Source organism: Streptomyces sp. NPDC041108, from assembly GCF_055592645.1.
In genome coordinates, this window is the sequence record NZ_JBVIYK010000003.1 from 366,330 (window position 1) to 379,882 (window position 13,553).

Consider the following 13,553-nt stretch of genomic DNA (forward strand, 5'->3'; position numbering starts at 1 on the left):
CCCCTCGGCACAATCCATCTCCATGGCCTCCCTCTCCCCCCACTCCCACCGCTCCTCCCTCTCGTCCCTCTCTTCCCGCAGCTTCGACGACCTCGTCGCCGAAGCCGATGCCGTGCCCACCGACGGGTGGGACTTCTCCTGGTTCGAGGGGCGGGCCACGGAGGCCCGGCCGTCGTGGGGGTATGCGCGGGCGATGGGCGAGCGGCTGGGGCGGGCCTCGGCGGCCCTGGACATCCATACCGGGGGTGGTGAGGTGCTCGCCTCCGCTCCCCGGTTCCCGGCGGTGACCGTGGCCACGGAGGGGTGGCCACCGAACGTCGCCAGGGCCACCGCGCTGCTGCACCCGCGGGGCGCGGTGGTGGTGGCCGTGCCGCAGGACGCGCCGCTGCCGTTCGCGGACGGGGCGTTCGACCTGGTCACCAGCAGGCATCCGGTGCACCCGCACTGGTCGGAGATCACCCGGGTGCTCGCGCCCGGTGGCACGTACTTCGCCCAGCACGTGGGGCCGGCCAGCGTCTTCGAGCTGGTCGAGCACTTCACCGGGCCGCTGTCGGAGGAGGTCCGCCGCGGGCGCCACCCGGACGACGAGCGCGCCGACGCCGAGGCGGCCGGGCTGGAGATCGTGGACCTGCGGGCCGAGCGGACGCGGATGGAGTTCCACGACATCGGCGCGGTCGTGCACTTCCTGAAGAAGGTCGTCTGGATGGTGCCCGGCTTCACCGTCGAGGCGTACCTGCCTCAGCTGCGCTCCCTGCACGAGCGGATCCGGCGGGAGGGCCCCTTCGTCGCGCACAGCGCCCGCCACCTCTTCGAGGCCCGCAAGCCGGCCGGATGAGGCGCGTGCTCAGGCGTGCGGTCCGACCGTGACCTTCCCGATCGCCAACTCGGGCCGTGCCTGCAGCACTTCGCCCACCCGCTCGGCCTGCTCCCCCAACTCCCGCTCCTGCCCCGCGTCCAGCCTCCCGAGCGGTTCCACCGTGACCGTCGTACGCCGTCCCTGGCGGCGCTGGTGCCAGACGCCCGCGACCACGCCGTCGACCAGCAGCAGCGGACGGTTGCCCGCCTGCCCGCGCGCGAGGGCCCGTTCGTACGCCGCCCCGGGGAACAACCGCTCGCGGGGCTGCGCGGCGATGCCGTACGCGTCGAAGTAGGGCAGCAGCCGTACGCCCCGCAGGACTCCGGCAGGGTCCTCGGGGAAGTCGGTGTCGCCCGCCGCCACCCAGGCCGGCTCGCCCTCGAAGTCGACCCGCTCGATCTCGTCGCCGTCATGGGATCGACGCCAGGCCCGGTCGAGGTCGGATCCTGTCCTCTGTCCGGGTGTCCACATCGTTATCGCCGACAGCTTGGCTTCCCCGACCCCTCTCACGTAGGTTCAGACCAAGGGAATTCGCGTGAGCAAAGCTGCGCGGTACGGCGTCGCGCAGTGGAGGGGGCTGCGCGAAGCCGTGCGCTCCACCCTCGTCGTCAAGCGCGCGTTCCGTCCGCGCTTCACCCGTACGGGGACGCCGCGCCCCATCTCCCCGGAAGTCGCACAACGCCACGTAAACCTCACATTCCCTGCGGGAACCTGCCTTTCCCCCTTTGAATCCGCCGGGATTCGGCCATGATCACCCCTTGATCACACCCTGAATGAACGCTTCCGCACTCACCGTCACGCTGTCGTCCGGCTCCGGAGAGTAGTTGTGGCACGCCGATGCACGCAGCATCACTCACGAAGGGTTATGGTGGAAACCCCCCCTCGGGCCGGTCCGTCTCCCCCCCACGGACCGGCCCGTTTTTTCTGCCCGCACGACCTCCCTCCCGAGGGACGCAGTCGCAGGCCGGGCCGCGGCGCTCCCCACGGCAGCGCCCCAAGTCCCTCGGCCCCGGGCCTCCCAAGGCCCCCGGCACCGGTAGGCTTCGGCTCTCCAAGGGGACCGTCACCGCACCGGAGGGGCTGGAACACGTGAACCTGCGCGACACACTGCGCGGCCTGTTGGTCAAGGTCTACGCACGCAGGGTCGAGGGCCACCTCGACCACGCCCAGGTGCCCGAGCACATCGGTGTGATCGTGGACGGCAGCCGGCGCTGGGCGAAGGCGGCGGGCTCCACCACGATGCAGGGCCACCAGGCCGGCGCCCACAAGATCGAGGAATTCCTCGGCTGGTGCACCGAGACGGACGTCAAGGTCGTCACCCTGTGGCTGCTGTCCACCGACAACTTCAACCGGCCCAAGGAAGAGCTCGTCCCGCTCCTCGGCATCATCGAGGACACCGTCCGCTCCCTCGCCGCCGACGGCCGCTGGCGGGTGCACCACGTGGGGGCGCTGGATCTGCTGTCCCCCGGGATGCAGAGCGCGCTCAAGGAGGCCGAGGAGTCCACCGCGGACGTCGACGGGATACTGGTCAACGTCGCCATCGGGTACGGCGGCCGCCAGGAGATCGCGGACGCGGTGCGCTCGATGCTCCTGGAGGCGCACGACAAGGGCACCTCGATGGAGGAGCTGGCCGAGTCCGTCGACATCGACATGATCGGCAGGCACCTCTACACGGTGGACCAGCCCGACCCGGACCTGGTGATCCGTACGAGTGGCGAGCAGCGGCTGTCCGGATTCATGCTCTGGCAGACCGCGCATTCGGAGTACTACTTCTGCGACGTCTTCTGGCCGGCCTTCCGGAAGGTCGACTTCCTGCGCGCCCTGCGCGACTACGCGGTGCGCGGCCGTCGTTTCGGAGGCTGAAACTCCGTATTGCGGATGAGGTGCGCATCTGCGCGTCCGGGACAGAAGTAACGAGGAGTTCACCGGGACGCCGTCGTACCGCTTGGCATGGCGGCGCATGTTCGAGGGCATAAGCCAGTCAGGTCGACACCCGAACCACGGGTGTCGGATCTCAGCGGGCGGCTCGGGGCCGTCCGCCCGGGAGGCCCTTTGCACCAGCCCGATCGTGCGGTCACAGCACGGACGAAGCAGCGGAGGGTCGGTTTCCGGCCCGTGCAACGGCGCCGTCGACCGGCCCAGTTCGAACCCGTCGCTCCCCGACCTCATCCGAGGGGGTACGTCCTTCCGTGGTGACCAGCACAAAGCGCCGTATGCCAGACCGGCGCACCTACGTCCTCGACACCAGCGTCCTGCTGGCCGACCCGAACGCCCTGAGCCGCTTCGACGAGCACGAAGTCGTGCTGCCGATCGTCGTGGTGACGGAGCTGGAGGCAAAGAGGCACCACCCCGAACTCGGCTACTTCGCCCGGCAGGCCCTGCGCCTGCTCGACGAGTTCCGGGTCCGGCACGGCCGCCTCGACGCCCCCATCCCGATCGGGGAGCTCGGCGGGACCGTGAGGGTCGAGCTCAACCACTCGGATCCCAGTGTGCTGCCGAGCGGCTACCGCCTGGGGGACAACGACTCCCGCATCCTCGCGGTCGCCCGCAATCTGCAGGCCGAGGGCTTCGACGTCACCGTGGTGTCGAAAGACCTCCCGCTCAGGATCAAGGCGTCCTCCGTGGGGCTCCTCGCCGAGGAGTACCGCGCGGAGCTGGCCATCACGGACGCCTCCGGGTGGACCGGGATGTCCGAGCTGACCCTGGCCGGTGAACAGGTCGACATCCTCTTCGAGGAAGGGTCGATCTACATTCCCGAGGCGAGCACACTGCCCGTGCACACCGGTCTGACGATCCAGTCGGAACGCGGCAAGGCACTGGGCCGGGTGACGCCCGACGGCAACATCCGCCTCGTGCGGGGCGACCGGGAGGCGTTCGGCATCAAGGGCCGCAGCGCGGAACAGCGCATCGCGCTGGATCTGCTGCTCGACCCGGACGTGGGCATCCTGTCGATGGGCGGCCGGGCCGGCACCGGCAAGTCCGCGCTCGCGCTGTGCGCGGGCCTGGAGGCCGTGCTCGAACGGCGCCAGCACCAGAAGGTGATGGTCTTCCGGCCGCTGTACGCGGTGGGCGGGCAGGAGCTCGGCTATCTGCCCGGCTCCGAGTCCGAGAAGATGAGCCCCTGGGCGCAGGCGGTCTTCGACACGCTCTCCGCCGTCACCAGCCGCGAGGTCATCGAGGAGGTCACCGCACGCGGGATGCTGGAGGTCCTGCCGCTCACGCACATCCGCGGCCGTTCGCTGCACGACGCGTTCGTGATCGTGGACGAGGCGCAGTCGCTGGAGCGGAACGTCCTGCTGACCGTTCTGTCCCGGATCGGGGCGAACTCCCGTGTCGTCTTGACCCATGACGTGGCCCAGCGCGACAACCTGCGCGTCGGCCGCTACGACGGTGTCGTCGCCGTGGTCGAGAAGCTGAAGGGCCACCCGCTCTTCGCCCACGTCACGTTGACGAGATCCGAACGGTCCCAGATCGCGGCCCTTGTGACCGAAATGCTGGAGGACGGGCAGATCTGACGCACCCCGGCCGATATCGACCGATTCAGCCAACTCGGTCCGGCCACCGATCCCTTGGATCCCATGGGCGCCGTCCGGCAAAGGCGATGAGCCTAGCCGGGCGGCGCCTTGGCGCGTGCGGCTTTCCGTGAATCTCCGGCGTCAAACGAGGTGTGAGCTTTCACACTCACCACTGAATTGCCTCCTGGTGTCTGGTTACGGCAGAGTCTCATTCCTGTCAGGCCCCGCATACGACACACCTGTACCCCCAGCGGTACGGCACCACAGCAGCACCAGGTCAACTCCATAGCCTTCGTCGTATGCCGCCCGAGCACCTCGCGGCGCTCCCCGCAAGGGAGTTGCCCACCGGGCCCGCGCCTCCGTGACCCCGCAGTTGGAGGCCAGCGTCAGGGGCACGATTGCGTCCGCCAGGGTCACCGAGGCGGGCGATGCTGGAAGGAAACCGTGTGAGCCGGATTTCGGTCCGGGGATTCGCAGTGGCCTCGGCCACCGCGGTCACCGCAGTCGGCAGTGTCGTCGGAGTTGCCTCGGGCAGCACCGCCCAGACGACCACTGACGACGCCGAGGCGGTCGCGAACGACACCACGTTGCTCGCCGACATACCCGTGGGTCAGCAGGCCCAGGTGCAGACCGCGTCCCTGACTGCTCAGGCCGACGCCCAGGCCATCGCCGCCGACGCGAGCGCCCGCAAGGACGCCGAGGAGACCGCCCGTAAGAAGGCGGCCCAGGACGCGATCGACAAGCAGAAGGCGGCGGAGAAGGCCGAGCAGGAGCGCAAGGCGAAGGAAGCGGCGGCGGCCGAGGTCAAGGCCAAGTCCGCAGCCGCCGGCTCGCTCGGTGACATCCCCACGCAGAGCTCGTACACCGTCGCCGAGATCCAGGCGATGGCGAAGGCCGTCGTGGCCAGCGACCAGTGGACGTGCTTCAGCAACATCGTGAACCACGAGTCCACCTGGAACTACAAGGCCGTCAACCCCTCCTCGGGCGCCTACGGTCTCTTCCAGGCGCTGCCCGGCTCCAAGATGTCGTCCGCCGGTTCCGACTGGCAGACGAACCCGGCCACGCAGATCAAGTGGGGCCTGAACTACATGGAATCGCGCTACGGCAGCCCGTGTGAAGCCTGGACGTTTTGGCAGGCCAACAACTGGTACTAGGCCCGTAGGCCGCCGAGGGCCGATGGCCCGCCGCTCAACCTTCCGAAGCCCTCCACCGTCCTTTGGTGGAGGGCTTCGGCCATGTACGGTCGAATCGCCGAGCGGGATCGCGGCCTCCGGGAGGAGTGATGACCAGCAAGGATGACGGGGGAAGAGGGCGGATGATGTCGCGGGTGCCCGGGTGGCTCGGCCGAGTCGGCACCGGGTTGAGCGGATGGGCCGACCGGCTGGAGCGGCGCCGGGCGGAGATCGAGTCGGAGACGGAGGGCCGGGACGGCGGCCTCGGCGCCCCGGCCGGGCGGCGACGCGACAGCGGGGCGGACGGCGGCGGTGACAGCGGCATCGGCTCCGGTGCGGAGCCTGCCTCCGACGCGGGGTCAGGGGCCGGGTCCGGCTCCGGTCGTTCCGAGGGTGTCGCGGGTGTCCGGACCACGAAGGAGTCCGGGAGCGGGGTCGAGGACGCCACAGACGGTGCGGGCGGGTCGGCGGACTCCCCCGGTCGCCCGCCGGGCCGAACGGCCGCCCCGGTCCTCCCCACCCGGCCCGATCCCGCGTCGGCGGTCCCCTGGGGCATGCGGGTGGCGGCGGAGGCCGGCTGGCGACTGCTCGTCCTCGCCGGCACCGTCTGGGTGCTGATGCGGATCATCAGCTCCGTACAGCTGCTGGTGCTGTCGTTCACCGCCGCACTGCTCATCACCGCGATGCTCCAGCCGGCCGTGGCACGGCTGACCCGGCACGGCGTACCACGCGGCCTGGCCACCGCCCTGACCGCCGCCCTCGGCTTCGTCGTCATCGGACTGATCGGCTGGTTCGTGACCTGGCAGGTCATGGAGAACATCGACGACCTCTCCGACCAGATCCAGGACGGCATCGACGAACTGCAGCGCTGGCTCCTCGACAGCCCGTTCCACGTCACCGAGAACCAGATCAACGACATCGCCAAGAACCTCCGCGAGGCCATCAGCGACAACACGGACACGATCACCTCGGCGGGCCTGGAGGGCGTGACCGTCCTCGTCGAGGCGCTCACCGGCATCCTCCTGACGGTGTTCTCCACGCTCTTCCTCCTGTACGACGGCAAGAGGATCTGGCAGTGGTCCCTGAAGCTGGTGCCCTCGGCGGCCCGGCCGGGTGTCGCCGACGCGGGGCCGCGCGCCTGGCGGACGTTGACGGCGTACGTGCGCGGCACGGTGGTGGTGGCGCTGATCGACGCCATCTTCATCGGCCTGGGGATCTACTTCCTCGATGTGCCGATGGCGGTCCCGCTGGCCGTGTTCATCTTCCTGTTCTCCTTCATCCCGCTGGTGGGTGCGGTCGTCTCCGGTGCGCTGGCCGTGGTCGTGGCGCTGGTGACGCAGGGCGTCTTCACGGCCGTGATGACACTGGTCGTCGTGCTCGCCGTCCAGCAGATCGAGGGGCACGTCCTGCAGCCGTTCATCCTCGGCCGGGCCGTGCGGGTGCACCCCCTGGCCGTCGTGCTGGCGGTCGCCGCCGGCGGCATGATCGCGGGCATCGGGGGCGCGGTGGTGGCCGTGCCGCTGGTCGCCGTCACGAACACGGTGGTGGGATCGCTGCGGGCGTACGCGGAGAGGGCCGGGGGTGGGGGCTGAGGGTTCCCGGCGGTCGGCGGCCGGCAGGCCGGGGGAGGCGAGGCGGCGGGGCCTGGAGCCACTGGGACGGGCCGCGCGGGACGACGACGAGGAGACGGTCAGGGCACTCCTCGACGGCGGAGCCGATGTCAACGGGCGGTCGCCCGGCGGGCTGACCGCGTTGATGCTGGCGGCGGGGGCGGGCGCGTACCGGGCGGTGGACGCGCTGCGGGAGAACGGGGCGTATGTGGCCCTGCGCGACGAACAGGGCCGCAGCGCGCTGGACTTCGCGGAGGAGGGCGCCGCCCGCCATCCCGACGTACCCGGGTATCCGGTGATCGTCACGGATCTGGAGAAGTACTTCGGCAAGCGTGCCGACTTCGCGACGACGATGGAGCGCGCGGTCCGCTTCGGGGACCCCGAGCACGACATCTGGATGCGGATGGGCTGGACCCTGGACACCTGGGCGGACGACGAGACGGTGGCGGGCGCCGAGGTGGCGCTGAACAGCCCCCGGGCCCCCGAGCGCTACTTCGCGGCGCAACTGATGGGCTTCTTCTGCCTCTACAACGCCTCCCTGCGCAACGGCACGCACCGCAAGCGCCAGGCGGCGGCGCTGCTGCGGGCACGGTTGGCCGTCGAGGAGCACCCCGCCGTCCTGGACCTCGTCATCCGGGGCCTGTCGATGCAGTCCGGGTTCACCGACGACGCCCCGGCGATCCTGCGGCACGCCGGTCATCCGCACGCGGACGTCCGCGCGGCGGTCGCCTTCGCGGTCGAAGCCACCACGGAGCCGGAGGATCACGAAGCCCTCCAGGCGCTGCTCACCCTGGCCCGCGATCCGTCCGCCGAGGTCCGCGGCCACGCCGTCGCCCACCTGGCCGGACTCGTCGGCCGGCCGCCCGCCGTCCACACGGCCGTCCACACCGCGCTGCGTCGCGCCCTGTACGACCCGGACCCGTCCGTCGTCCATGACGCGGCCTGCGCGCTGGGGCGGCTCGGGACGGGGCGCCCGCTGCCCTTCCGCGCGGAGCAGATCCTCGTACGGCGCTATCTCGACGCGGGTGAGACCCGGTACTACGCGCGTGCGGCGCAGGTCATCGCGCGGTGGCCGCGGGAGCACTACTGGGACGTACGGGATTCGCTGCCGGACGAGTGACGGGGTCGGGGACGGCGGGCGTCAGCTCTGCCCTGCGTCGGTGCCGCTGTCGCTCTCGTTGTCGCTGTCGCTGTCGGATTCCGTGTCGGTGTTCGCCGAGGTGCGGGGGAAGGAGACCTCGACCCGGCGGTTCTTCTTGCGGCCCTCCTCCGAGGAGTTGTCGGCGATGGGGTAGTCCTCGCTGTAGCCGCGCACCTCGAAGGTGATGTTGCCGCCCAGGTCCCCGGCGAGGAGGTCGTGCACGGCCTCCGCGCGCTTCTTGGAGAGCGTCAGGCCGTGGGCGTACGAGCCGAGGTTGTCCGTGAAGCCGAAGACGCGGACCGTGCGCGCGCTCTGCTTCTTGATCTCCTCCGCGATCGTCTGGATGCGGGAGCGGGCTTGGGGGTTGAGTTTCGCGCTGTTCTTCGGGAAGAGGACCTCCGCCTGCAGCGCGAACGTCACGTTCTCGTTGGTGTCCTCCCGGCGCTCCTCACCGCCGAGGTCCTCCACGACCGACTTGATGTCCAGGACCTTCGCGGGGGCGAGCGTGGCCCCTTGGGCGAGCTTCAGGCCCGGACTGTTCGCGTCGACCTCCGGGGGCGGGGAGGTGGTGACGGTGCCCGGGGGTTCGCTCGGGTCGTCCGCGGCGTGCGCGGGCGTGGCGAGGGAGAGGGCGGCCAGCACGGCCACGGCTCCGGCCAGCACGGCGGTGCGTGGGGTGGTGGCGCGGGGGGTGGGGGCGGTCATCGTCACGTCACTCGCCCTCGGAGAGTTCGATCGTGGCGGGGGGCATGGAGCCGACCTGGAAGTCTACGGAGGTGGTTGCTTCTGGGGGGGCGGGGAACTGGGCGAACCAGTCCGTGGTCGCCCCGGTCGCCACACCGCCGGTGAACTTCGTGCACAGGCAACGCCCTTCCGTGTCACGCAGGACGAGGTATTTCTTCTTGCCCGTCTGATCGATCAGGTTCGCGCCGGCGATCGAGCCGCCGTTCTTGACCAGTTCACTCTCGTCCCCCCGCCAGTCCGCGCCGACCCACGGTTTACCGGTGCCATTGGTCACCGTGCCCTCGACCGTGACGAAGCCGCCGCCGTCGCGGGCCGCAGAGGTGACTTTGAGCGTCAGGCCGCCGGCCTTGACCTCGGCGAGAACCGACTCCGTGGCGGGAGCTTCGGATTCCTGCTTCTCGTCGTCTCCGTCGTCCTTGGACGGCGTCGACGAGGACTTCGTGTCCGACGACTTGTCGTCGTCCCCTCCCCCACCACAGCCGGCCACCGTGAGAACCAGCCCGGTGGCGATCGTCACCGTGGACAGAGCCGTGCGGCCCTTCATGGTGTACCGGAACTTCATGGACACAGCTTCCTCTCACTCGGCCAGACGCACAGAGAACATCACAGACGCGTCGGGAAGGTCGTCCGGATCGAAATTTCCGGGGTCTATGTCCACAGGTTGGCCGTCACAGTCCAGGGTCACGGGCTTCGTGGGGTCCGCGTCCAGCGCGAAATCGCAACGTGGCTGAATGACCGCAGTGGCCGCGGCCGTGGCGGTCATGCTTTCGGTGCCAGGAATGATGGACTCGCCGACGGTGTAGCCGGTCTGGACCTCGACCGTGAAACCCGGAAAACCGTTCACCTCTGTGGATGCGGCACCGCCGAGGACGGTCGACTCGTTCGCGGCTGCTAGTTGCTGCGCAGCTGCCGTGGCTCCTTCGTCGGCGAGTTCTCCAGCGGAGAGGTCCAGCCAGTCCAGCCAGTCGTCGCCCGCCTCGACGGCGTCCCCGAGGTCCAGCAACAGGTCGTCTCGGGCCTGTTGGGCTGCTGCCAACGCCGCGGCGTCTGCTGCGGACTGGGCACCGTTGCGGGCGGACGCCGCCTGGGCGAACGCGAAGAAGGCCAACGCCGTGAAGAGCAGAATTGCCGTCAGCCAGATGTAGATGGGGAGGGTGGACCCCCGGTCGTCGAACGGCCGGAGGCTGGTCAGCCGCCGATGACGTTGCTCACGGCCGTCAGGATGGCGCCCGAGATCAACCCGTCCAACCCCAGCCCGTCGATCATCACGAAGATCCCCGCGACGATGATCATGATGCCCGCGTACTCCACGAACCCCGCGCCCGCGTCCCGCCCCTTCCCGCGCATGCGGGAGACGACGGTGGTCCTCCAGGCCTGGAAACGGTGCTTCACCTTCATGGCGGTTGCCTTCCCGCGCGATGCCGACACCAACCGGATCACCGTACGGGAGACCTCGCGTACCGGGGGTGGGTCCGGGGGCCCAACTTTGCCGGGTGGGTGGGGTCATCGGGGCCACCCCCCGGGGGTCGTGCCCAGCCAGTGGGCTATCGCCTCGCCGCGCGTCGAGCTGTGCAGCTTCGCGAAGATGCGGTTGATGTGGTTCTTGACGGTCTTCTCGCTGATGAAGCAGGTGGCGGCGATCTGGCGGTTGTTCATGCCGGATGCGATGAGGTCCATCACCTCCACCTCCCTTGAACTCAGGCCGAAGGACGGTCGGTTGAACTGTGTCACAGATGATTGCAGATGCGAAGAGTGGTCGTGACTTTCGTGTGAAGGTTCGTAGGAAACGCCGAGCGAGGATGAGACAGTCGTGGAGATGGTCGCACGGCCCTCTCTCATGTCCCGTACCGCCGCGATCAGTTCGGGGGCGGTGAACTCGCCGTGGACCAGGTAGCCGACCGCTCCCCGGCGCAGTGCCTCGGTCACGACCTCGGGTTCCGTGCTGTAGGTCAGCATCATCACGGGGCAGAGCGCGGTGAGTTCGGGGAGTGCGGTGAGGCCGTCCGTGCCGGGCATGCGGACGTCGAGGAGGGCGACGTCCGGCCGGTGGTGGCGGGCTCGGGCCACCGCCTCCTCGCCGTTCACGGCCTGGGCGACCACCTCTATGTCGGGGTGCGCGTCCAGGAGGGCCGTGAGGCCGGCGCGGACCACCGGGTTGTCGTCCGCGACGAGGACGCGCAGGGGCGGGCCGGGGCGTGCCTGCGGCTGGTCAGGCATGTGCGGCCTCCTGTCGGGGGGTCTCGGGGGTGGAGGGTTCGGCGTCCGGGGGTGCGGGGAGCGGGAGGGTCAGGGTCACGGCCGTACCGGTGCTGTCCGAGCCCAGATGCAGAGCGGCGCCCGCGCGCTCCGCGCGTTCCGCCATGCCCAGGAGGCCGAAGTGGCCGGATTCCTGCGCCTCTTCGAGGGTGAGGGCGGGCGGGAGACCCACGCCGTCGTCCTTGATCGTGAGGTGGAGGGTGTCCGGGGTGACCCTCAGGGACACCTCCGCCACCGTCGCGGTTGCGTGGCGGTGGATGTTCTCCAGCGCCTCCGACGTGATCGCCAGGAGGTGGCGGGTCGTTTCCGGCGGGAGCGGCACGGGTGCCTCGCCCGTGTGGGTCAGATGGGTGGGCAGGCCGGAGCGGGACTCGAAGTCCGCCGTCCGGGTGGCCAGTTCGGTGTGCAGGTCCGCGGGTGGGGTCGTCGTCAGGTCGGTGTGGTTGCGGAGGTCCGTCAGGAGGTCGCGGGACTCGGCGGCGGCGCGGCGGGCGGCCGAGGCGACGAGGCCGGCCTGTCGTCGCAGCTGGGCGGGGTCGGGGGCCGGGCGGTCCGCCGAGGTCGCCAGGGCGTCGGCGGCGAGGGCCAGGCCGTGGAGGGTCTTGGCCACCGAGTCGTGGAGTTCGCGGGCCAGGCGGGCGCGTTCCGACTCCACGGCCTCCGCGACGGCCAGGCGGGACGTCGCTTCGGAGAGCGCCTGGGTGGCCGTGCCGAAGCGGAACATCAGGTTGCGCAGGGTGACGCCGATGATCCCGGCCGCGACGCAGAAACCGGCGATGAGGAGGGTGCTGACGCCCGCGCCGGGGTGGTGTTCCCAGGTGCGGTGGACCGTGACGAGGACGGCCAGTTGCAGGCCGGTGAGGACACCGGCGCCGCGCCAGCCGTAGAGGAGGCCGGAGAGGAGGGGGGTGCAGACCGTGGCGTAGGCGAGGGGGGAGGCCGGGGAGGCGGTGAGGAGGAGGACCGCGCCGAAGAGGAGGTCCAGGGCCATGAGGGTGGGGTGGGCGAGGAGGCGGGGGGCGAAGCGGTCCCAGTCCCTGAGCATGGCGTACGAGACGGTGATGCCGAGGACCGCGGCGAGGAGTACGGCGTGGTTCTGGGGGCCGTCCGTGGTGTTGGCCATCGCGAAGGGTGTGCCGATGGTGAGGGTGACCAGGCGGACGGCGAAGGTCTGGCGGGAGAGGGACTGCAGGGCGTTGAGCTGGAGCCGGAGAGTGGCGGGGGGTGTGGCGTCGTCGGCGAGGTAGCCGGTGCCGGGGGTGGCGGCCGGGTGCCGTCGCGCCCACCGGTGTCGTGCCGGCGGCACGATGGCCCGCAGTCGCGTCAGCGTTCGGTGGGGGGTCATCAGCGGCCCAGGATGTCGCCGAAGTCGGTGCCCGAGCCGAGGAACATGCCCGTGGCGATCAGGATCATCGTGGCCGGGAGCATGAAGACCAGGGTGACCAGCGTGGCCTTGGGGATGGTGCGGGCGGCCCGGCGGCGGGCGTTCTGGGCGTCGGTGCGGCGCATGTCGGCGGCGAGCTGGATCAGGGTCTCGGCGATCGGGGAGCCCAGTTCCTCGCCCTGCTGGAGCGCCGAGACGAACTGGGCGACCTGCTCGGAGGAGTTGCGCCGACGAAGTTCGTCGAAGGCCTGGCGGCGGCTGACGCCCATGTCCATCTGGCGCAGCGTGATGCGCAGTTCGTCCGCCCACGGGCCCTCGTACTTCTCGGCGACCCGGTCCAGGGCCTGGCGGAAGCCCAGCCCCGCGGAGACCACGACCGCGAGGACGTCGAGGAAGTCGGGCAGGGTGCGGTCGATGACGTCCTTGCGTTCGCGGACGGCCTGCCAGATGGCCGCGTCGGCGGCCAGCAGCCCGAAGGCGAAGGTGAAGGCGGCGAAGAGGGGGCGGTCGCTGGTCAGGAACACCAGGCCCATGAAGGCGCCGAAGAAGCCGTAGACGGCCCGGCGGGCGGCGTAGCGGTTGAGGGTGAGGCCGCCGGGGTTTCCCGCCATGTCGATACGGCGGCGCTTGGCCTCGACCCGGCGGGGGCCCATGAGGCGCAGGACGAGCGGGGCGAAGCGCATGCCGAGGCGGTCGACGGCCGAGCCGGTCTTCGAGACCCGGGTGGCGCCGACCTCCAGGGCGAGGGCCAGGTCGCTGGGGAGTTTCGCCTCGGCGCGGATCATGCGGATGCCGAGGAGGGCGCCCGCGACGGCGAGGGCCGTCAGGAGCGCCAGGAGCAGGGGGAGCATCGATGTCGTCATGGTCGTGTCACC

General features: G+C 70.5%; 14 protein-coding genes. 6 read left to right on the forward strand and 8 right to left on the reverse strand.

The window, feature by feature from the left end:
- Positions 1-22 precede the first annotated feature (22 nt).
- Positions 23-835 (forward strand): class I SAM-dependent methyltransferase, encoded by an 813-nt coding sequence (locus ACZ6BB_RS11180; RefSeq protein ID WP_471614997.1) that lies wholly within the window; start codon positions 23-25, stop codon positions 833-835.
- A 9-nt stretch (positions 836-844) separates the two neighbouring features.
- Here the strand turns inward: ACZ6BB_RS11180 and ACZ6BB_RS11185 are convergent, their stop codons facing one another.
- Entirely contained in the window at positions 845-1,366 is a 522-nt protein-coding gene (locus ACZ6BB_RS11185) for a DNA glycosylase AlkZ-like family protein (protein ID WP_471614998.1), read from the reverse strand.
- Positions 1,367-1,945: 579 nt separating this feature from the next.
- Between ACZ6BB_RS11185 and ACZ6BB_RS11190 the strand changes: the two genes are divergently transcribed.
- The 5 genes from ACZ6BB_RS11190 to ACZ6BB_RS11210 all read left to right on the forward strand — a co-directional run bounded on the left by ACZ6BB_RS11190 (position 1,946) and on the right by ACZ6BB_RS11210 (position 8,273).
- Positions 1,946-2,719 (forward strand): isoprenyl transferase, encoded by a 774-nt coding sequence (locus ACZ6BB_RS11190; RefSeq protein WP_046918613.1) that lies wholly within the window; start codon positions 1,946-1,948, stop codon positions 2,717-2,719.
- Between the two features lie 326 nt (positions 2,720-3,045).
- On the forward strand, positions 3,046-4,371 hold the full coding sequence (locus ACZ6BB_RS11195) for a PhoH family protein (protein WP_471614999.1): 1,326 nt from the start codon (positions 3,046-3,048) through the stop codon (positions 4,369-4,371).
- Between the two features lie 446 nt (positions 4,372-4,817).
- Positions 4,818-5,525, forward strand: coding sequence for an aggregation-promoting factor C-terminal-like domain-containing protein (locus ACZ6BB_RS11200; RefSeq protein ID WP_471615000.1), 708 nt, complete (start codon positions 4,818-4,820; stop codon positions 5,523-5,525).
- Positions 5,526-5,689: 164 nt separating this feature from the next.
- Positions 5,690-7,135 carry an AI-2E family transporter gene (locus ACZ6BB_RS11205; RefSeq protein ID WP_471615310.1) on the forward strand — a complete coding sequence of 482 codons (1,446 nt, stop codon included), beginning with the start codon at positions 5,690-5,692 and terminating at the stop codon, positions 7,133-7,135.
- Positions 7,125-8,273 carry a HEAT repeat domain-containing protein gene (locus ACZ6BB_RS11210; protein WP_471615001.1) on the forward strand — a complete coding sequence of 383 codons (1,149 nt, stop codon included), beginning with the start codon at positions 7,125-7,127 and terminating at the stop codon, positions 8,271-8,273. Before ACZ6BB_RS11205 ends, ACZ6BB_RS11210 begins: the two co-directional genes overlap by 11 nt.
- Before the next feature lie 21 nt (positions 8,274-8,294).
- On the opposite strand, the gene ACZ6BB_RS11215 is transcribed toward ACZ6BB_RS11210, so the two are convergent.
- From ACZ6BB_RS11215 to ACZ6BB_RS11245, 7 genes are all read right to left on the reverse strand, one after another.
- On the reverse strand, positions 8,295-9,005 hold the full coding sequence (locus ACZ6BB_RS11215) for an OmpA family protein (RefSeq protein ID WP_471615002.1): 711 nt from the start codon (positions 9,003-9,005) through the stop codon (positions 8,295-8,297).
- A gap of 1 nt (position 9,006) precedes the next feature.
- Positions 9,007-9,600: a hypothetical protein gene (locus ACZ6BB_RS11220; RefSeq protein WP_471615003.1), complete on the reverse strand. Its 594-nt coding sequence runs from the start codon at positions 9,598-9,600 to the stop codon at positions 9,007-9,009.
- 15 nt (positions 9,601-9,615) lie between these two features.
- Positions 9,616-10,230 carry a pilus assembly protein TadG-related protein gene (locus tag ACZ6BB_RS11225; protein ID WP_471615311.1) on the reverse strand — a complete coding sequence of 205 codons (615 nt, stop codon included), beginning with the start codon at positions 10,228-10,230 and terminating at the stop codon, positions 9,616-9,618.
- Complete coding sequence (locus ACZ6BB_RS11230; RefSeq protein WP_471615312.1) at positions 10,227-10,436, reverse strand: hypothetical protein; 210 nt, start codon at positions 10,434-10,436, stop codon at positions 10,227-10,229. The genes ACZ6BB_RS11225 and ACZ6BB_RS11230 overlap by 4 nt, the downstream gene beginning before the upstream one ends.
- A 105-nt stretch (positions 10,437-10,541) precedes the next feature.
- Entirely contained in the window at positions 10,542-11,255 is a 714-nt protein-coding gene (locus ACZ6BB_RS11235; RefSeq protein ID WP_471615004.1) for a response regulator transcription factor, read from the reverse strand.
- Positions 11,248-12,639 carry a sensor histidine kinase gene (locus ACZ6BB_RS11240; protein ID WP_471615005.1) on the reverse strand — a complete coding sequence of 464 codons (1,392 nt, stop codon included), beginning with the start codon at positions 12,637-12,639 and terminating at the stop codon, positions 11,248-11,250. Before ACZ6BB_RS11240 ends, ACZ6BB_RS11235 begins: the two co-directional genes overlap by 8 nt.
- On the reverse strand, positions 12,639-13,541 hold the full coding sequence (locus ACZ6BB_RS11245) for a DUF5936 domain-containing protein (RefSeq protein ID WP_471615006.1): 903 nt from the start codon (positions 13,539-13,541) through the stop codon (positions 12,639-12,641). The genes ACZ6BB_RS11240 and ACZ6BB_RS11245 overlap by 1 nt, the downstream gene beginning before the upstream one ends.
- Positions 13,542-13,553 lie beyond the last annotated feature (12 nt).